Source organism: Kribbella sp. NPDC026596 (assembly GCF_040638415.1).
In the GTDB taxonomy this organism is placed as follows: domain Bacteria; phylum Actinomycetota; class Actinomycetes; order Propionibacteriales; family Kribbellaceae; genus Kribbella.
Genome location: NZ_JBEZYF010000003.1, coordinates 184,237 through 202,336, shown reverse-complemented (window position 1 = coordinate 202,336; position 18,100 = coordinate 184,237). Strand labels below are relative to the sequence as shown.

14 protein-coding genes are annotated in these 18,100 nt (G+C 68.7%); 8 read left to right on the top strand and 6 right to left on the bottom strand.

What is annotated here, in order from left to right:
• Positions 1 to 90: 90 nt before the first annotated feature.
• A complete protein-coding gene (locus AB0E63_RS03795; protein WP_360360857.1) occupies positions 91 to 1,461 on the bottom strand; it encodes an FAD-binding oxidoreductase in 1,371 nt (456 codons plus the stop codon).
• Positions 1,458 to 4,898, bottom strand: coding sequence for a BTAD domain-containing putative transcriptional regulator (locus tag AB0E63_RS03790; protein ID WP_360360854.1), 3,441 nt, complete (start codon positions 4,896 to 4,898; stop codon positions 1,458 to 1,460). Before AB0E63_RS03790 ends, AB0E63_RS03795 begins: the two co-directional genes overlap by 4 nt.
• 87 nt (positions 4,899 to 4,985) lie before the next feature.
• Here AB0E63_RS03790 and AB0E63_RS03785 point away from each other — a divergent pair, with 87 nt between their 5' ends.
• Positions 4,986 to 5,297: an antibiotic biosynthesis monooxygenase gene (locus tag AB0E63_RS03785; RefSeq protein ID WP_360360852.1), complete on the top strand. Its 312-nt coding sequence runs from the start codon at positions 4,986 to 4,988 to the stop codon at positions 5,295 to 5,297.
• Positions 5,298 to 5,332: 35 nt separating this feature from the next.
• Here the strand turns inward: AB0E63_RS03785 and AB0E63_RS03780 are convergent, their stop codons facing one another.
• Complete coding sequence (locus AB0E63_RS03780) at positions 5,333 to 6,577, bottom strand: hypothetical protein (protein WP_360360849.1); 1,245 nt, start codon at positions 6,575 to 6,577, stop codon at positions 5,333 to 5,335.
• 102 nt (positions 6,578 to 6,679) lie between these two features.
• Positions 6,680 to 7,075 (bottom strand): nuclear transport factor 2 family protein, encoded by a 396-nt coding sequence (locus tag AB0E63_RS03775; RefSeq protein ID WP_360360846.1) that lies wholly within the window; start codon positions 7,073 to 7,075, stop codon positions 6,680 to 6,682.
• A gap of 414 nt (positions 7,076 to 7,489) precedes the next feature.
• On the opposite strand from AB0E63_RS03775, the gene AB0E63_RS03770 reads away from it, so the two are divergent.
• From AB0E63_RS03770 to AB0E63_RS03750, 5 genes are all read left to right on the top strand, one after another.
• Positions 7,490 to 8,827 (top strand): wax ester/triacylglycerol synthase domain-containing protein, encoded by a 1,338-nt coding sequence (locus AB0E63_RS03770; RefSeq protein WP_360360843.1) that lies wholly within the window; start codon positions 7,490 to 7,492, stop codon positions 8,825 to 8,827.
• A 421-nt stretch (positions 8,828 to 9,248) separates the two neighbouring features.
• Positions 9,249 to 9,578, top strand: a complete 330-nt coding sequence (locus tag AB0E63_RS03765) for a cupin domain-containing protein (protein ID WP_360360840.1) — start codon at positions 9,249 to 9,251, stop codon at positions 9,576 to 9,578.
• Positions 9,579 to 9,824: 246 nt separating this feature from the next.
• Entirely contained in the window at positions 9,825 to 10,262 is a 438-nt protein-coding gene (locus AB0E63_RS03760; RefSeq protein ID WP_360360837.1) for a ribonuclease H, read from the top strand.
• Positions 10,263 to 10,696: 434 nt separating this feature from the next.
• Positions 10,697 to 10,852, top strand: coding sequence for a hypothetical protein (locus AB0E63_RS03755; RefSeq protein WP_360360834.1), 156 nt, complete (start codon positions 10,697 to 10,699; stop codon positions 10,850 to 10,852).
• Between the two features lie 156 nt (positions 10,853 to 11,008).
• Positions 11,009 to 11,785, top strand: a complete 777-nt coding sequence (locus tag AB0E63_RS03750; protein WP_360360831.1) for a phytanoyl-CoA dioxygenase family protein — start codon at positions 11,009 to 11,011, stop codon at positions 11,783 to 11,785.
• Positions 11,786 to 13,573: 1,788 nt separating this feature from the next.
• Here AB0E63_RS03750 and AB0E63_RS03745 read toward each other — a convergent pair.
• Positions 13,574 to 14,554 carry a serine hydrolase domain-containing protein gene (locus AB0E63_RS03745; RefSeq protein ID WP_360360828.1) on the bottom strand — a complete coding sequence of 327 codons (981 nt, stop codon included), beginning with the start codon at positions 14,552 to 14,554 and terminating at the stop codon, positions 13,574 to 13,576.
• 347 nt (positions 14,555 to 14,901) lie between these two features.
• Here AB0E63_RS03745 and AB0E63_RS03740 point away from each other — a divergent pair, with 347 nt between their 5' ends.
• Positions 14,902 to 15,957, top strand: coding sequence for a molybdopterin-dependent oxidoreductase (locus AB0E63_RS03740; RefSeq protein ID WP_360360825.1), 1,056 nt, complete (start codon positions 14,902 to 14,904; stop codon positions 15,955 to 15,957).
• A 161-nt stretch (positions 15,958 to 16,118) separates the two neighbouring features.
• Here AB0E63_RS03740 and AB0E63_RS03735 read toward each other — a convergent pair whose 3' ends face one another.
• Positions 16,119 to 17,015, bottom strand: a complete 897-nt coding sequence (locus AB0E63_RS03735; protein WP_360360822.1) for a LysR family transcriptional regulator — start codon at positions 17,013 to 17,015, stop codon at positions 16,119 to 16,121.
• A gap of 78 nt (positions 17,016 to 17,093) precedes the next feature.
• Between AB0E63_RS03735 and AB0E63_RS03730 the strand changes: the two genes are divergently transcribed.
• Complete coding sequence (locus tag AB0E63_RS03730) at positions 17,094 to 18,083, top strand: aldo/keto reductase (RefSeq protein ID WP_360360819.1); 990 nt, start codon at positions 17,094 to 17,096, stop codon at positions 18,081 to 18,083.
• Positions 18,084 to 18,100 lie beyond the last annotated feature (17 nt).

Genomic DNA, 18,100 nt, shown 5'->3' with positions numbered 1-18,100 from the left:
TCTCCTGTTCGGTCTGTCGTTGCTGTGATGACAGATCGACGGTGTCCCGGAGCGCTTGACGATTGCTTGTGACCGACTTGAGAGACCGGCTCAAGTCTGATGCGGTGCCATGAACAGCCCGCCCGGATCCACCCTGCGACGGATCGCGGTCAGCCGGGTGTGGACGTCCGGCGGGAATGCTTTACGCGTATCGCTGCTGTCGTCGAGCATCGGGAGATAGCTGCCTCCGGTCGACCACGGCCCGACCGCCGCCAGGAACCGCGCTGCGTCGTCGCGCTGCCGCGGCCATTCCTCAGGTTCGAGCCCCAGCCCGACACCTAGTGCGAGGAAGGCGCCATCGAGGTGCGACAGGATGCCGCCGTCCGGGTCCGGCCGGGACAGCGCGCCGCCGAGCTGGCGCAACTCGACGATCGTGAGGCTCGTGCCGGAGCGCGGCCCGGCAGCCTCGATGACGGCGGCGATCGCCGCGTCGGGAAGCTCGGCCACCAGCGCGCTGCTCGCGTACGCGGGGGTCGGCTCTTCCGGCTCGAGGTGCAGCCTGACCAGGTCGGCGGCCGGGACCCGGCCGGTGGTGTCCATCTCCGGAGCGAGTGCGCGCAACGGCGCCAGTACGGCGTCAGCGAAAGCGTCGTCGCCCAGTACGGCGCCGTCGATGATGGCCATGCGGCGGCCACGGACCTCGGCCGGCATAGACCCACGATCGGGTACGTCGACCAAGCGGAACGACGACGTCACGTCCTCGGGTGCGTCCGCGCACCACTCGACCCACCCGGGCAGCACCTGGTCGACGGCCGTCCCGTCCCACGCGAGGAACCCGGCGACGGCAGTCTGGATCGGCTGGAGTTCGAACTCGAGCGCACAGACGACCCCGAGCGGCGTACCGCCACCACGGAGGGCCCAGAACAGCTCGGAGTCACTGCCGGCAGCAGCCCGTACGAAGGTGCCGTCGGCAAGGACGATCTCGACTGCGGTGACCGAGTTGCATTGCAGACCGAGTCGCCGGGCGTACCAACCGATCCCGCCACCGAGCGAATAGCCGACCACGCCGACGTCGGGGGAGGACGGATGGAGCGTTGCCAGCCCGTACCTCCCGGCCGCCTCCGCCACATCACCCCACAACACGCCGGCGCCGACGCGGGCGATCCGGGTCGCGGGGTCGATGCTCAACTCAGTCATCGCGGACGTGCGCAGCAGTACCGCGTCGGCCAGCCTGCCGCCTAGCGCCGGAGCGCCGTGGCCGGTGCCCTGCGGCGCAACCGAGAGGCCGGCGGCTTCGGCGGCGCGGACGACCTCGGCGACCTCCTCGGGGATCGCGGGATAGGCAACGGCCGCGGGATAGTCGGAGACCACCAGATTCCACGGTGCGCGCGCCATGTCGTACGCCGGGTCGCCGGGAAGCTGCACGGCGCCGCCGCAGAGCCCTCGGAGGCTCGCGGCCTGGAGACCCTGCTGCACCGTCACTGGAGCCTCCCGCTCTGGTCGTACGTCATCGTCCCTGCCCTGACTTGAGAAATTCCTGAGCCACTGAAGCCTGGGTCGATCCGGCGGCCGCGCCGTGCGAGCTCAGCGAGCGCGCGCTCGCGAACTTGACCGGCGCTTCGCTCTTCCGCCAACCGGCTTGCTGCTTCCAGCAGCGTGATCGCATCATCGTCCGCCACGTCCGGGTGGCTGCCGAGCGCGCACTGCGCGCGGGCGAGGTCGACCGCCGCGGGCGTCGACGAAAGCAGGTCCACCGCCTCCACGAGGTCGTCGAGGCCGGCGCGGCCCCGGAACTCGCCCAGCATGCACAGTGTCCTGCCGAGGAAGCTCGGCGCGCCCCAGACCCGGAGCAGAACCAACTCCTCCTCGGCTGTCTCGATGGCCTCCGACGTACGGCCGAGCCCGTACAACGCTGCGGCCTTGATCGACCGCCACGGGTTCCAGGCCGGATTGACGATGGCGATCCCGTTCTCGGTCGGCTGCGGACTGCCGAGCACGACAAGCGCCTCGTCGCAGCGACCCTCGGCGACGAGCAGCCGCGCCACGGCCTGCTGGTAGACGCGACCTCCCTCGCCGAACGCCGCACCATCGGCGAAGGCGTCGGCCGCCCGGCGGGCCGCGGCGAGGTCGCCCCGATCGAGCTCACAGCCGATCTGGAAGGCGCGGGCGAAAGGCTCGCCCACCCGCGTACCTCCCCAGAGGCGATCCTGGTCGAGGGCGGCCGCCAAGGACGCCAGGGCCGCTTCGAGCTCACCGCGCCGCCACTGCCAGAACCCCTCCCAGAGGCTGGTGGACAAGGTCGCGAACAGCGATCCCCGCGCGTGGCTGGCGGCGCGAGCCCGGCTCCAGAAGTCGCCGATGTCGTCGTCGGACAGGATCCGGACCGCGGCGGCATTGACCCAGAACAGCCCGTCGTCGACGGCGATCAGGTGGTCGCCGTCGAGCGCGAAACGGGCCATCGCGATGGCCCGCTCCCGGTCGCTGCCGGCCAGAACCGCTTCCAATGCGACCGTGGCGGCCAGCATCCGCGATCCTGGCCCCTGCCCTTCGGGCTCCTGGGCGGGTGCCTGCCAGCCGTCGCCGATGCTGTGCATGAACCCACTGATGCGCTGGATGGCGATGAGCGCCTGGCGCTGGTCGGCCAGTCCGTCAGGGAGCGCCGCGGCGGCTTCCCGGGCGAAGGCCGTCGCGACTCCTGGCGGACTCGCGAACACCTGGGTTGAGGCGGCCGCGATGGCAATCTCGCTGCGGACGCGCGGGTCGTCGTGCAGTCGGTAGGCCTGCACCAGATGCTCGACGGCGGCCGCTCCGTCCACCGGCGCTTCTCGCATCCCGAGCTCGAGCACGACGTCGCTTCGCCACGAGCCGGTCGGCGACTCGGTGAGTGCCCTGCGGAGGTAGGTCACCGCGCTCTCCGACGCTCCGCGCTCGGCCGCCCCGCGTGCCGCCGTACGGAGCAGGGTCACGACGTTCTCGTCACCTCTGGGCGGCGCCAGCAGTACGTGTGCCGCGATCAGTTCGTCACTCGTCCGTGCCTCCTTGAGGACCGACGCGGCCCGCTCGTGGCAGAGGCCCCGCTCGGCGGCCGGCAGCGCGTGGTACACCGCGTCTCGTACGAGCGGGTGCACGAACGCCACTGGTTGCTCGTCCCTCACGATCTCGGTACGCGCGAGTGCGGCCAGCGCCTCCGCGGTCCGGTCTTCCGGGATCCCGGCCAATGCCGCAACCGCCGGCAGGGTGGCACCATCGCCGAGTACGGAGGCGGCTCTGGCGACGACCACGACCTCGGGTGGCAGTCTGCGCAGCTGCAGCAGCACCCGGCTCGAGACTGCCCGCGATCCGACGGCCACGACCCGGTCCGCGTGCGAGGCATCCGGCCGGACGCCGTCGGCGGCAAGAGCCTGGAGCAGTTGGCAGAGCAGGAACGGGTTGCCGGCGGTCGTCCGCTCGCAGGCGGTCACGAACAAGGGTGCGGGTCGTACGCCGAGCCGTCGCTCCACCAGTTCGGCGGTCGCCTCCACGGACAGCGGTGCCGGACGTACGACGAGCGCCTCGGGTTCGAGCGCCAGCTCCGCAATCAGGTCCTCGTGTTCGTTTTGCTCGCCTGTGCGCAGGGTTGCCAGTACCAGCACGGGTACGGCGGCGAGCCGTCGTACCAGGTATGCCAGGAAGCGCAGCGAGGCGCCGTCACACCACTGCGCATCGTCGACGGCGAGCACCAGTGGTCCCTCGGCCGAGAGGTTGACCGCCAGCCAGTACAAGCCGTGCAGTACGGCGAAGCCTTCGGCCCGACCGCCGTCAGCGATGTCGAACACGGCCCCGGCTCCTGCCGCGGCACCACGCAACAGCTCGTCGCTCCGCCCGACCTCCGCCTCGAACAGTTGGCGTACGACGCCGAACGCGAAGGCGCTCTCCAGCGAGCTCCCGCGGGCCGACAGCACCCGCACAGATCGCTCGGCCGCGAGCCTGCGCGCCTCCGCCAGCAGCCGCGTCTTACCGATCCCGGCCGGCCCCTCGACCAACAGCAGGCCGGGCTGCCCGCCCGCGAGACCGTCCAGCATCGAACGGAGTGCCGCGAGCTCGCGGTCCCGGTCGACGAGACCGTTGTGGTTCGCGGCCGTTGTCGGCCCCTTCTCCTCCCGCGGTTGCTTCGCGGGAACCAGTTCGGGCGACTGCGCGAGTACCTGCGCCTCCAGTTCGCGCAGCGCCGGACCGGGGTCGACGCCGAGCTCGTCGGCCAGGGTCTCGCGGGCACGCCGCAGCGCGGCCAGCGCGTCGGCCTGCCGATGGGCGCGGTACAACCCGAGCGCGAGCAGCCGCCACCGCTCCTCCCGCAACGGCTCCTCGGCGACCATCCCCTCGAGTTCGGCAGCGACGAGTGCCGCCTCCCCGAGATCGAGACGAGCGGCGAGCAGCCGTTCCCGGCCCACGGCTCGCAGCTCGGTCAGCCGGGCGATCTCGGCCCCGGCCCAGGGCTCGTCGGCGTACTCGACCAGCGCCGGACCGCGCCACAGCGCGAGCGCCTCTCGCAGCACGGCCTCAGTTTCCGCCGGGCTGGTCGTGGTCTTCTGCAGCAGCGTCTCGAACCGCCAGGCATCGACCGCGTCAGGAGGCAGTCGTACGGCATATCCAGGACCCTCGCGGACGACGACCGCGGACCGCGCGCGAGCCGGTGCTCCGGGCTGCAAGCTGCGGCGCAAGTGCGAGACATAGGACTGCAGAGCGCCGGCGGTGTTGCCAGGCGCATGCTCTCCCCACACCGCGTCAGCGAGCCGCTCAGCCGGAACGACTTCGCCGCGTGCAAGCACCAGCACAGCGAGTACGGCGCGCTGCCGCCGCCCACCCAGTTCCAGCACGGCACCGCCGTACGACGCCGTGAACTCCCCGAGCAGACTGATCCGCAACTGGTCCGCCCCCACGCCACCACCCCCACCGCCACGGTAAACGAAGAAGACTCATTTCGACATCGCCTCCGCAGTCAGTGAGCGTCCGGCTACGGTGGCTGCATGATTGCGCGGATGTGGCGAGGATGGGTGCGGACCGAGAAGGCGGCCGAGTACGTCGAGATCGTGGAGCGCACGGGCATGGCGGGCTATCGCCGTACTCCGGGAAACGAGGGTGCCCAGCTGCTCACCCGCGACCTCGGCGACGGCCGGACCGAGATCATCACCCTGAGCTGGTGGACCGACCTCGACCACATCCGCGCCTTCGCCGGCGACGACATCAACCACGCCAAGTACTACCCAGAAGACGACGACTACCTCCTCGACCGTGAGACCACAGTCGCCCACTTCGAGGTAGCGCCCGCATCACCCTGACCCTCTGGTTGCCGGCAGCAACGAGAACGAGGTGGTCAGTGGCTGGTGACAACGAGCGTCGGTGGGTCGTGGACGAGGCCCGGAAGTGCAGTTGTCTCGTACGGCTGCCGTAGTCCGGGCCGCCAGGCGAGGAGGCGGGTGCGGGAGCCCGCGTCGAGTGCGATCACCAACCAGCCATCACGGCCGGCGAAGGCCAGCCCGGGTTGCGACTTGGTGGGCAGTTCGATCCCTGGCACGACGTCCAGCCGGCCGGTGTCGAGTCGCATGATCGCGATGTCCATGGGCGGGAGCGGATGGCCGTCGAACTGTTCGTCTGTCGATGCTCGTTCGATCAGGAAGACAACTTTGGTGCCGTCAGGGCTGACGACACCGCAGCACGCGGGGCCTGGAAGTGGGGATCTGAGGGTCTCTCGGCCAGCGATCTCCCGGCGGTGCAGCGTGCACGTTGACGCGTCGTCGTCACAGCCGCTGGTCCAGAAGACTTGGCCGGCGCCGGCGGCGAGCGGGGCCACTTGTTGGTCGAGCTTGGCCTGCAACTGACCGGTACGTGCATCGACGAGCGCGAGCCAGGTCGGTGAGATTCCCGGATCGGGCTGCAGCTGCCCGACGATCGTGTCGCCCACGATCGCGGATGCGGAGAAGCCGTGCGGCAGCCGCACCCGCTGCCCGCCGGTGACTGGAGTGATCGTCTCGTAGGGGGAGTCGATGTCGCTGGCGAAGGAAGCGATCCAGACGCGAATGCCGTCGGTCAGCGCCCACTCGGTGGGACCGAGTGGGCGGGTGACACTCACCCGGTGATCGACGCCGACGCGCAACATCGCCTCGGGAGCTGTCTCGTTGCAGGACCCGGTGGTCGCGTACGCCGTGATCGGATCACCGGCCAGCACAGCGGCGTACTCGCCCGGACGGACGACAGCCCCAGGCAAGGTCGTCGCATGGCCGCTGTCGAAGTCAACGAGTCGCACCCGGTCTCCGCCGACCAGGACCTGGATCCCGGTGTGCTCCGCGGGCGGCGCACTCGACACGACAGGCAACAGCGTGTCCACCCCACACGCGCCAGGCGCCGTGGGCCACGCCGTCGCCGTCGGCCCGTCCGGGACCGTGCTGATCAGCTCGGACGGAGTGGGACTCGGCACCGCCTGCTGCCGCGGACGATCAGTCGAGGCACGCAGAACAATCAGGCCCAGCAGCACCACCAGCACCAGAACCCACCCGGCCCGTCGACGCCCACGTCTCGAAGCGCTCCCCACTTCGAGGAGCTCTTCCTGATCGTGCTCCACGCAACCATGAAATCACCGACCCCGCCATCCGGAACATCAGGCTGAGTTCGGGCTTGTGGTCGCCGGTCGGAGCTCAGGCGCGAGGTGACATAGCAGGGCGGTTCAGGGGCGGCGGAGGTAGTACTCGGTGAACTCACGGCAGCGTCCTTCGCCGTCGAAGCGCATGATGAAGCAGTTCACGTAGGTGCGGACGATGGGTCCGTCAGGCACTTCGCGGTACCGCGAAGTGCCGGTGGCCACCACGGTGTCACCGTCGACAGCGACCGGAGCGTACTCGGCCTCGTAGGTGCCGGGCGCGTCGCGGGTGGAGGCGTCGCCCGACGCGCTCTGTCCGAGCCAGGATGCGACGACGGCGTCCCGACCGGAGATCGGCTCGTCATACGGGTGGTAGCGGTACGCGACGTTCTCGCTGAACAGCCTCGAAATGTCGGCCGGATCGTAGGACATCCACGCCTCGACGTACTGGTCGAGCCAGTCCTGAGCGGTCTGCTGGTCCATCGGCCCACATTAGTCCGCTCATCTCTCTGCGGAGAACGCAAATGCAGGCAGCCAGATCTTGGGGGGTCAGGTGGTCTCGAGGAGGCCGAGTTGGCTTCCCCCGGGGTCGGTGCAGGTGACGAGCCGTTGGCTGCTCGCGTTGCCTCGATCGTGGAAGACCTGAACGATGCCGGCATGCCGTGTCGAATTCCGCGACCGGTATCACTGCCAGCACTGCGTTGATCGCCATCGGTGTCGCCCTTCTCGCCCGACTGAAGTGACTGGTCGTGATCGCCGGTACCCAGAACTTGCGAACTGACCTCGCGGAGGTGGGTTCCGGCCTGACATCAGCGGCGCTGTCCGGGCCGTCCGGGGCGAGAATAGAGACCGCACCCCGCTGGAGGAACCACGAGCGCCAACTGGCTCAGTCGTCCTTTGACCCGCGCAGCCGTTGCCGCGGGGCGGGCCGGCGATCGCACCTCGCATCCTGGGCTGGTCGTGCCGTCATGCGACGCGTTCTTCCTTCACGTCGAGACCGTCGGCGCGGCGCAGCACCTGGGCGGTCTGGTGATGTTCGAGCCGACCAGCGACGAGGCGGCCCTGTCCGTCGAGCGTGTGCGCGATGTCGTCCGGCACGAGCTCGAGAGGCTGCCGCGCTTCCGCCAACGGCTGGAGCCGGCGACACGCTGGCACCGAGCCCGCTGGGTCGACGTTCCCGTTATCGACTGGACGTCGCACATCAGCGTGCGCCGCTGTCCCGACGGCCAGGACGGCCTGCGGCGGATCGTCGCCGAGCTTGCCGAGACCCCGATGCCTCGAGACCGGCCGCTGTGGCAGATCGTGATAGTGCGCGATGCCGGGTCGGAGCAGTCCTCGACTCACCCCTCACCCGGCCGCGTTGGCCGGACGGCGATGATTCTTCTCCTGCACCATGCCGTTGCTGATGGAAACGGTGCGGTGCTGCAGGCGCTGAACCTACTCCGTCCCCGGATCGAACTTCCGAGCCCGCCGGCTCCTGCGCGAGGACACGTTCGGTTGACCGCGGCAACGATCGTAGGACTCGCGCAATTGGCCGCCGACGGGGGAGCGGGCGGGCAGTTGGCCACGTCGACACGGCGCGACTTCGCCACCGCTGGCCTCGATCTTGCCGCCGTCTGCCGGGCTGCCTCCACCCGGCAGGTGCGGGTGACCGATGTCGTTCTCGCCCTCGTCGCCGAGGCAGTAGCGGATACCCATCCTGAACTCAGCATCCGGCTCGGAGGCCGGCTGCGGGTCGCGGTTCCGCAGACGGTGCGCGGCCCTGGCACCGCCGCCGAGACCAACGGCACCGCGGCGGTGATGGTCGACGTGCCGATCGATGGCCGCCCGATCGAGGGACTGATCGCCGAAGTCGGTCGCCGTACTGCTCGCGCGCGTACTCCGAGCCGGGTCGTGGCGTCGCGGTTCGTGACGGCGAAGGGTTTGCGCGCCCTGCCCGAGCCCGCGGCCGCGTGGTTCGCGAGAACTGTGTACGGCCGCCATTTCCTGCACGCGATCGTCTCGAACATGCGCGGCTCGCCAGTGCCCTTGTCGATGGCTGGGGTCCGCATCGCTCGGGTGTACCCGATCCTGCCCCTCGCACCGGGAGCCCCGCTCGCGTTGGGCGCGCTGAGCTGGGCCGGATCGCTCGGCATCGGTCTGGCCACCGACCCGGCGTCCCTCGACGCCCATGCTCTTGCCGCCCGGATGGAGTTTACGCTCAGCCGCCTGGCGACCGATCGGTCCATTCCTTGATGGTTTCGGCACCGGCACCGGCCGACGCGTCGAGTCGGTTGCCATGCGCAACGTTCGCCGCGCGCCAGGGGCCGCGCACCAGGGGCAGGACCGGCAGTCCCGGCGGGAGCGGTCGCTGTATCGGCGCCGGCCTCGTCCCACACCACAGGCTCGGCGCCCGTGCCTGCCTTCCGTTCCGCGTCTTCACATCGGCGGGCATAGGCCCAGCGCCCTGTGTTGCACATCGGGGTGGGACGTCTCGTCCCGATCCGTGGGCGAGCGCGGTGTTGGCCAGTTCGAGCGCGGTTTCCAGCTCTCCGTGGGCGCGATGGGCGAGGGTGAGGTTGTTCAGGGCCGCATCCGGCGAGCGTCTGTGACCCGCGCTCGCCGGCCGTGACCTTGAGCATCGCCGTCCAGGCTCTCGCCGTGCGATCATCGACGGATGGATGTCTCGTCGATCGACGATTTGGCTGTTGAGCGGCTTGCGAAGGCAGCTTCGGCCGAGAGTGGGCGCAGCTCGGTCACGGTCTACGGCCGGCCCGGTGCCCGTCTCCGGCAGACGCTCATGGCGCTTGCCGAAGGTCGGGTGATGGGAGAGCACAAGAGTCCCGGGGATGCCTCGCTGCTCTGCCTACGTGGCCGTGTCCGGGTGCGTGCGGGTGACGCGGAGGTCGAGCTCGGTCCAGGTGATCTGGTCGCGGTGCCGCCGCAGCGCCACGACGTCGAAGCCTTGGAATCGTCAGTCCTACTGCTCACGGTCGCATTGCACTGATCTGCCTCGCGCTGAGCCCGAGCGCGGATCGTGCGCTTGCTGATGGCAACTGATTCCCCGCGCGAGCGGCCCGCCGGCCGCAAACACAAGGCGGCACGACCCGGCCGCCCGCCGGACGCTGAACCATCTGTTTCAGCGTCCGGCGCGGTACGCCGCCTTCAGGGCTCTGCTTGTCGGGATGCGCCGGCGTAGTAGTGTTTCGCTCTGATGCCTCCAGCCCGCGCCCGCCGTCCTCGTCCGGCCGACATGACAGTCCCCGTCGGCGCGCGCACGGTGTTCACCGACGGTGCCTGCTCGCGCAACCCTGGACCTGGTGGCTGGGCCTGGGCCCTGTCGAGGACCGAGTATGCCGCTGGTCACGAGGCTGCCTCCACGAACCAGCGGATGGAGATCCGTGCCGCCCTCGAGGCCGTGCGGGCGAACGACGGTCCGCTGCTGGTCGTGTCGGATTCGACGTACGTCGTCAACTGCTTCCGCGACAGGTGGCATACAGGTTGGCTCGAGCGAGGCTGGCTCACCTCAGCAAAGAAGCCGGTGGCCAACAGGGACCTCTGGGAGCCCCTGGTGGAGTTGGTGATCAAGCGCGGGGATGTCGCCTTCCAGTGGGTGAAGGGCCACTCCGGCCACGAGATGAACGACTTCGTGGATGGCTTGGCCGTCGCCGCCTGCTTCCCACAGCACTGACCTGGATGGACACGCGCCATCCCATGTGCCCGTGAACGATCCGCATCTTGATCACAGTTCAAGCGTGGGATGACCGGCCGATCCGGCATGAGCTGGGCCTCCACGACGATCATCGCCGTGGAGGGCACAGCCCGGAGTGGCGTACGACGCTTGCGGCTGGGAACTGCGGGCTCCGCGACGCAGGACGGGATCGGGCCCGCCTTCGCGTGGTAGACGACGCGCTCGTTGAGTGTCCCGGTCCCAGGCTCCGGCCGGGATGCATTGACCCGGCCTACAGGAGATACACCGGCAGCAGTACAGACCGTTACGCGAGTCCCGTGGTCGGCTCGTGATGCTCCGCGGGACCTAGCAGGCGGGCTGGCGAGTTCTGAGTTGGGTGCCAATCTGGGTGAGTTGGATGTTTATCGGTATACGACTGGCGTCAGAATTGGATCGTGACCGCAACCATCGACGTACTGCGCGGCCTGGCGAGCCGCGAGCCGGCGGACTGCCACGAGCTCCGCTCGCACTTGCACGCGGTTCTTGCGGGACCTCAGGACACCATCGCGTTGCCCCGTTTCCGGCGATGGTCGCGTGCGCTGAGGATCTGAGGACCTCGGCGAGCACTGACAGCCACCATCCGCGGGTTGCCTGGAGATGGTGGCTGTTGCGCTGACCACCAGCCAATCTGGTGATCCGACCCCCTGGTCGCTGGAGATGCCAGATCGGAGAAGCCGTTCCAACACCATGAAGAAGAGGACACAGTGATGCTCGATCCCGTCGTCGACAAAGGTCAGCTGACCGAGACTGACCGCTTCATCTTCGAGTCGTGGGGCTACTTCATGATTCCCAACGTCTTGACCAAGGACGAGGCCGCCGAGGCTTACGATGTTTCGCGGCGTCTGCACCAGAACCGCGACCGCGAGTTCGGGCAGATCGGCCGGACCTACGAGAGCGAGCCGGTTCTCGAGCGGCTCATAGATCATCCTGACGTCCTTCCGAAGGTGCAGGGTCTGCTCGGCGACCGGTTCGTGCTGCAGGCCGGCTGGAACACGATGCAGCCGGCGCACGCGGGGAACGGCCGTTGGCACCAGGACGGATCGTCCGCCTTCGACTTCAAGGACCTGGGATACCCGGTTCCCTTGCTTCAGCTCCGCGTGTCGTATCTGCTCACCGATCAGACGGTGCCCGGCATGGGCAACATGGAGCTGATTCCCGGCAGCCACCGCTCGCGGGTCGGTCTACCCGATGCAATCCGTGAGCCCAACGACGACATCGCGATCGGCCATGTCGTGTGCGCCGAGGCCGGGGCTGCTCTGGTGTTCCACAACGGCGTCTGGCATCGAACCTTCCGCCACGATGGCGACTACGACCGCTATACAACGCACTACGTCTACAGCCCACCGTGGGTCCGCACGGCCGACCGTTTCAGCAACGACCCCGAGTTCCTCGAGCGCACCACGCCCCTGAGGCGCGCACTGCTGGGAGAGTTCGCAAGGCCGGACGCCCCCTTCGGCGCCAACTACGATCCCCTGCCGATCTGACACACGGCCTCACTTCCCCCGCGACACCGGCCTTCGGTTGATCTCGGAGGCCGGTGCCTCGTGGCCCTGCGAGCTACGTGTCGCTTCGGCTGTTATGACGCACTGCCACGCGGAGCAGTGTAGAGGCTGCGGTCGACCCCGTGGATGAGTTGTGTGTCCGAGGGGGGACACGCACACTAACCACACGTCTCAAGCTCGACGTCTGAGCCTGGGAGAGGGGCTCAGGTGAACCTCGTGACCGGAGAGCTGCCGAGGGGCAGCTGCGCCTGGGCGAGGAGGGCGATGTTTTGGTCGTCGAAGTCAGCTCCGAGACCTGCGGGGCATGTCCGCGGCCGGCGACCTGATGGACCACACCTGCCAGCAGATGATCAACGCTGCCGCATGGGCTGTGCGGCCGCCCTGGGCGCCGAGCGTTACTTGGCCACCCTCGAGACGCGGCTACTGCTTGGCCACTTGTCCCAACGGTGTGCGCGTGATTGGGTCCGGCTGGTGTGCTTTGCGGCTGCCCTTCCAGGCTCCCATCGTGGCAGGCGCAGCAGCGCATCTTCCTGGTCCCAGTCCTCGCTGCGACTGCTCACGTAGCGCCGCTCGCCGTCGTACTCGACGTGGACACGGGGACCACGGCCTCCGTCGGGTTGCCGGACGAACGCTCGCCCGTGGCCGCGGTCCAGCCAGGCTATGAAATCGGCGACAGACGACTCTTCTGTGCCTAGAAGCTCGCCATCCAACCGAAGGGCGGCGATGTTCTTGAGGTCATTTGGCCCGTCTACCCGGATTGCGGTCACGTACAGAGTCGTAAAGCTCGCCAAGCTGGCCATCGCAACCAGACCTCCGCTCCTCCTCTGCATCCTGACCTCTGCCCGGCGCGTGGGGAAGGCCCCAGAGCGTGGGTGCCGCCAGAAAATCGGACAGTCAGGACACCGTCACCTTCGGATGTCAGGGCCGGCGCCTAGGGAGCCCATCCGCCGCGCTGATTGGTCCGAAGGATCCGCGCTGCAGCCGAGTGAGCGGCGCGTTGCCAACGAGCCCCGGAGCAGCGCTGAAAGGGTGTCGAGGGTGAGCTGACCGTCCGGCGGCACCGCGCCGCGAATTGGTGTCGGCGAGTGGTCCAGGTGTGAACCTCGAAGGCAACGGCGCTGTCCGCGGCACCAACCGACGCAACCACCTTCGTCCGGGTCGTGCAGGTCGGTGCCTGACCGCGCCGTCAGGGGCGCGGAGTACCGGGGGTGACGAGGCCGGATTCGTAGGCGGCGATGACGGCTTGGGTGCGGTCGCGTAGCGGAGTTTGGCGAGCAGGTGGCTGATGTGGGTCTTGACGTTTTCGTCGCCTGACCGTCGAGCGAGTGGCGATCTCGGGGTTGGACAGTCCTTGGCGATGAGGGCGAGGACTTCGACTTCCCGGGGTGTGAGGTTGCCGAGGGCAATGGCCTTGGGGGGAGTGAGGACTGCTCTGCTCCGTCGGGCGGCGGGGGTACGGTTTGAGGGTCATGTTCGATTGCGTTCCGCGCGAGTGTGGTGAGCATCGCGGTGTCGGCAAGGGCGCCGTTCCACGGCGGTGAATCTCTCGATCTTGCCCCAGGCATCGAGTTCGAGGGCGGTGATGCCGCGGGGCACTGGCAAACGGGACGAAGGCGAGGTCGTTGGTCCAGATCGCTCGTGCCAGTACCTGCCCCATGCCAACGATCAGAGCCCACCAGGCGATTCAGCCGCTACGCGTTCGGCTCGGCAACTGACATTCGGGCATCGGTCATCCAGGACAGCACCGGCGCCAGTACGACATGTTGGTCCTCAAGGTGTGAAGGCGCGGGCGATGGGCCAGGCGCCGGGGGAGGTGTTGGAAAGCACGGTGGAGGTGGTGCCGGTGTGTGGGTCGTGCGTGGACTTGAACGACGCGCCGGCGTCGTACCCGACCAGGATGGCCGTGTCGGTGCTCTCGTGCAGCCAGAAGCCGAGGCCGTAGCGCCTGGATTCCTCGGGTACGTCGCAGCGTGGCCGTACGACTTCTTCGACGGAATCCACTATGTCGCCGGCGAAAAGCGCGCGCCAGAAGGTGGAGAGGTCGGCGGCGGTGGTGTGGATGCCGCCATCGCCGCCGGCCAGCACCGGCAGGTGGAAGATGTTGGAGCGGTCCACCCCGTTCAAGGGCAGGTAACCAACGGCCGCGTCAGCGGGTAGCTCGTCGGAGCGGAGGAAGTCGGTTCTGGTCATGCCGGCGGGGCGGAGCACCCGTTCCCGGACCAGGTCGTGGTATCCGACGCCGCTGGCCCGCTCCGCCAGCAGGGCGAGGACCACGAAACCACCGTTGCAGTAGCCGAACCGCTCACCGGCCCGGAACTTGGTGGGATGCCCGTCCAGCAGGGGCAGGAAAGCCTCGGTGGTAGTCAGCTCGTGCGCAGCGCCGATGAAGTAGTCGGTGATCTCGGTGTCGGCCTCTTCGTCCAGGTAGTCACCGATGCCAGAGGTGTGGGTGAGGAGATGTTCGACGGTCACGTCGTCCGCGATCAGGGGTAGATCCTTGCCGAGCAGGGATCGGGCGGTGGTGCTCAGCTCCAGCACACCGTCACGCACCAGCGAGACCACGGCCAAAGCGGTGAACCCCTTGCTGCCGCTGGCGATGCCGAATCTGGTGTCCAGGGAGTTGGGAACGTGGTAGGTGCGGTTCGCCAGCCCGTACGCCTTCGCGAACTCGATCTGGCCGGCCCGATCGATCCAGACCACACCGGAGAAGCCGGTTTCCTTAGCGATCTTGTCAATATCCCCCTGCGCCATTGCCGCAGATTAACCCAGGCCCGCGCCATGCCGAACCTACATTGTGAGGCGGGCGCTTCGCATACAACGCGATCACCGGCCGGTGTTACCTCTCCAGCCACCACACCACACCGCCAACCGGCGCGCTGAAGAGTTCAATCAACTAGCCTCACTGAACCCGCGACGGCCTTCGCCGGCCGACTGGTCTATCGACGGGTCACGGTGTCGTGTCGGCAACCGTTCGCGGAGTGCGGTCGTCGGGGACAGCGTTCCTGCCGCGGTGGTCGTCGAGCCAGGCGAGGATCACCTACCGTGGGCTGGCCCGTCCTGCGCGAGGCCCACCGGAGCCGACGCTGCACACTTGAGGTATGGGCCGGGAAGGTCGGGTCCGTCGACGTGCCGGGCGCCGTACCAACGTCGCCCTGCTGGTGCTGCTCGTGCTCGCGTTCGCCACCGGCTGGGCCGCGTTCGGCACGGGTACTGCGACGCCCGGGTGGATCGTCACGGTGCTGCACGGCGCGGCGAGCCTGGCACTGGTGCTGCTCGTCCCGTGGAAGTCGCTGATTGTGCGGCGGAGCAGGGCGTTCCGGTCGGCGTCCTGGCATGCGGCTGCCGGCCTGGTCCTTGGGGTTCTCGTCGCCGTATCGCTTCTCGCGGGCGTCGTGCACGTCCTCGGCGGCTTCCGGTCCTACGCAGGTCTCACCCCGATGCAGGTGCACGTGGGTGCCGCGATGCTTGCGGTGCCGTTCGCTGTACTGCACGTACTGCGGCACCCGCAGCTGCCGCGGCGTACTGACCTGTCCCGCCGCACCCTGCTCCGCGCGCTCTGGCTCGGCGGAGGTGCGGCCGCGGCGTACGTCGCGGTGGAAGGTGTCGCCCGTGGGCTCTCGCTACCGGGGCAGGACCGCCGGGTGACCGGCTCGTTCGAGGTCGGCTCGGATCGTCCGGAGGCGATGCCGGTCACGCAGTGGGCCTTGGATGCTGTGCCCAGGGTCGACGTTGCCACCTGGCGGCTGCGTGTCGGGGTGGCGGGGCGACAGGTGGCCGAGCTCGACCAGGACGCGTTGCTGGCCATGGCCACCGACGAAATGCGGGCGGTGCTCGACTGCACCGGCGGCTGGTACGCCGACCAGCGCTGGCGCGGGGTGCGGCTCGACCGGTTGCTGCCGGCATCGCTGCCGCCGGACGCACGCAGCGTCGTCGTGGTCTCGGTTACCGGGTACGCGCGTCGCCTGCCGTTGCGGGACGTACCGTTCCTGCTCGTCGCGACGCATGTCGGCGACCGGCCGCTGTCGGTCGGGCATGGTGCGCCGGCACGGCTCGTCGCGCCGGGTCGACGGGGCTTCTGGTGGGTCAAGTGGTTAGACCGCGTGGTCGTCGATACCCGGCCGTGGTGGTGGCAGCCGCCGTTCCCGTTGCAGTGACTCGGCCAATTGATCAGTCAGTCTCCTCCGCGAAGCCGACTGCGAGAGCACGACGCAGATGCGCCAACTCCGCCGCAATCTGAATCATCGCTCGGGTGCCTCGCACACGTCGGATTCCCGGTCCCGAGGTGCATGACGAATTGGTCGGCCTCGCGGCGTTTTCACTCGATCGGGTCGGCCGTACTGGACACCGACCGGCTCAAGAAGTCGCGAAACGCGCCTGCCGCCGGTGTGAGCGGCCGCTCGTCGAGGATGATCAGGCCGATGGCCGGGTGGCTCAAGTGGGGGAGCGGATAGATCTCGACCGGCGGTCCAGGGGCGCGCGCCGCCGACCCGGCGACCAGGGCGACGCCCAGACCGGCTGCGACGAGCTCACGGATGCTGGCCGGGCTGTAGGTCTCGAACTCGATCCGGGGCACGAAGCCCGCGGCGGCCGCGGCCTTGGTGAGGATCTCGTGCAGCCCACTCCCGGCCGGCAAGCAGACGAAGCTCTCGTCGCGCGCGGCCGCGAGGCTGCCCGAATGATCGCTCAACCGGTGCCCAGGAGGACTGACCAGGACCAGCCCTTCCTCAACAAGCGGCCGTGCGACGTACCGCGGCGACAGGTCGGCGTGGATCGGGCCGAGCACCACATCGAGCTCACCGCCGTCGAGAGCCTCGAGCAGGACCTCCATCAGCCCGGAACGCAACGTGAGCCCGAGACCGGGATAGCGCCGGCGAAAGTCGGCCAGCTGCACCGACAGGTGAAGTGTGCCCAGTACTTGGGTAGCGCCGATCCGCACCCGGCCGCGCAGTACCGACGCCAGCTGGTCGAGGTCCGCGCGCGCAGCGTCCAGTTCGTCGAGCGCCCGTCGGGCGCGCGCCCAGAACAGTTCACCCGCGTGCGTCAGTGAGACCCGGCGGGTGTTTCGCTGGAGCAGCACGGTCCCCAGCTCGGTTTCGAGCCGCCGGATCTGTGCGGAGATCGCGGGCTGGGCGATGTGCAGACTCTCGCCGGCGCGGGTGAAGCCACCATGACGGACAACGGCATCGAAGTAGATCAGCTGGCGTAGCTCCACCCATTCATCATCGATCGCGATAGATGCCAGCGCAAACTTGTCTTGGACTTATGGCTTGGCGGCCAGCACCGTTGACCCATGCGGCAACGACACTTGGGACGTACCGGATTCACGGCCTCGGCACTGGGATTGGGGTGCATGGGTTTCTCGCAGGGCTACGGGCCGGCCGACGACGGGGAGTCGATCAAAGCCTTGCACCGGGCTGTCGAGTCGGGGATGAACCTACTGGACACGGCGATGAGTTATGGCCAGGGGCACAACGAGCAGCTGGTCTCCCGCGCCCTGGCCGAGTTGGCCAACCGCGGTGAGGTTCAGGTGGCGACGAAGTTCGGTATCGTCCGGACCGAAGAGGGGGTCGCGCTGGACGGCCGCCCCGAGCATGTCAGCGGCTATTGCGACGCGTCGCTGAAGCGGCTCGGGGTCGACGTCATCGACCTGTATTACCTGCACCGGGTCGACCCCGCCGTGCCGATCGGTGAAACCGTCCAAGCGATGGCTCAACTGGTCGATGACGGCAAGGTGCGCCACCTCGGCGTCTCCGAGGTCACCGCCGGGCAGCTCCAAGCCGCCGATGCCGTCCACCCGATCGCGGCGGTCCAGTTCGAGTGGTCGATGCTGTGGCGCGAGCCCGAGCTCGACATCATCCCGGCGGCGCGCGAACTCGGCGTCGGACTGGTGCCCTACAGCCCCCTCGGGCGCGGCCTGCTCACCGCCACGCTGGATCGCGACACCATCGGCACGAGCGAGTTCCGCCGTACCGATCCACGCTTCCAGGACACCAACCTCGACCGCAATCTGAGCCAGATCGAGGCCCTGCGCACGGTGGCCGACAGTCTGTCGATCACCCCGGGGCAGCTCGCGCTGGCCTGGCTGCTGGCCCAGGGAGACGACGTCGTTCCCATTCCCGGGACCCGGCGACTCGACCGGATCGCGGAGAACGCCGCCGCTGCGGAGATCCAGCTCGGCCCGGCCGAGCTGGAGCGCCTTGATCTGGCCGTACGGCCCGAGGCGTGGGCCGGGGACCGGCGCTCGTTCGCCGTACCGGCCACGACTCGCACCACGACCTGACCTTCATCCCGGCGGCG

Bases quoted from the DNA above. Each gene is read 5' to 3' on its own strand.
- AB0E63_RS03750 (WP_360360831.1), top strand. From the start codon at position 11,009: ATGCTCGATCCCGTCGTCGACAAAGGTCAGCTGACCGAGACTGACCGC.
- AB0E63_RS03730 (WP_360360819.1), top strand. From the start codon at position 17,094: ATGCGGCAACGACACTTGGGACGTACCGGATTCACGGCCTCGGCACTG.
- AB0E63_RS03745 (WP_360360828.1), bottom strand. From the start codon at position 14,554: ATGGCGCAGGGGGATATTGACAAGATCGCTAAGGAAACCGGCTTCTCC.
- AB0E63_RS03775 (WP_360360846.1), bottom strand. From the start codon at position 7,075: ATGGACCAGCAGACCGCTCAGGACTGGCTCGACCAGTACGTCGAGGCG.
- AB0E63_RS03765 (WP_360360840.1), top strand. From the start codon at position 9,249: ATGGATGTCTCGTCGATCGACGATTTGGCTGTTGAGCGGCTTGCGAAG.
- AB0E63_RS03760 (WP_360360837.1), top strand. From the start codon at position 9,825: ATGACAGTCCCCGTCGGCGCGCGCACGGTGTTCACCGACGGTGCCTGC.
- AB0E63_RS03740 (WP_360360825.1), top strand. From the start codon at position 14,902: ATGGGCCGGGAAGGTCGGGTCCGTCGACGTGCCGGGCGCCGTACCAAC.
- AB0E63_RS03785 (WP_360360852.1), top strand. From the start codon at position 4,986: ATGATTGCGCGGATGTGGCGAGGATGGGTGCGGACCGAGAAGGCGGCC.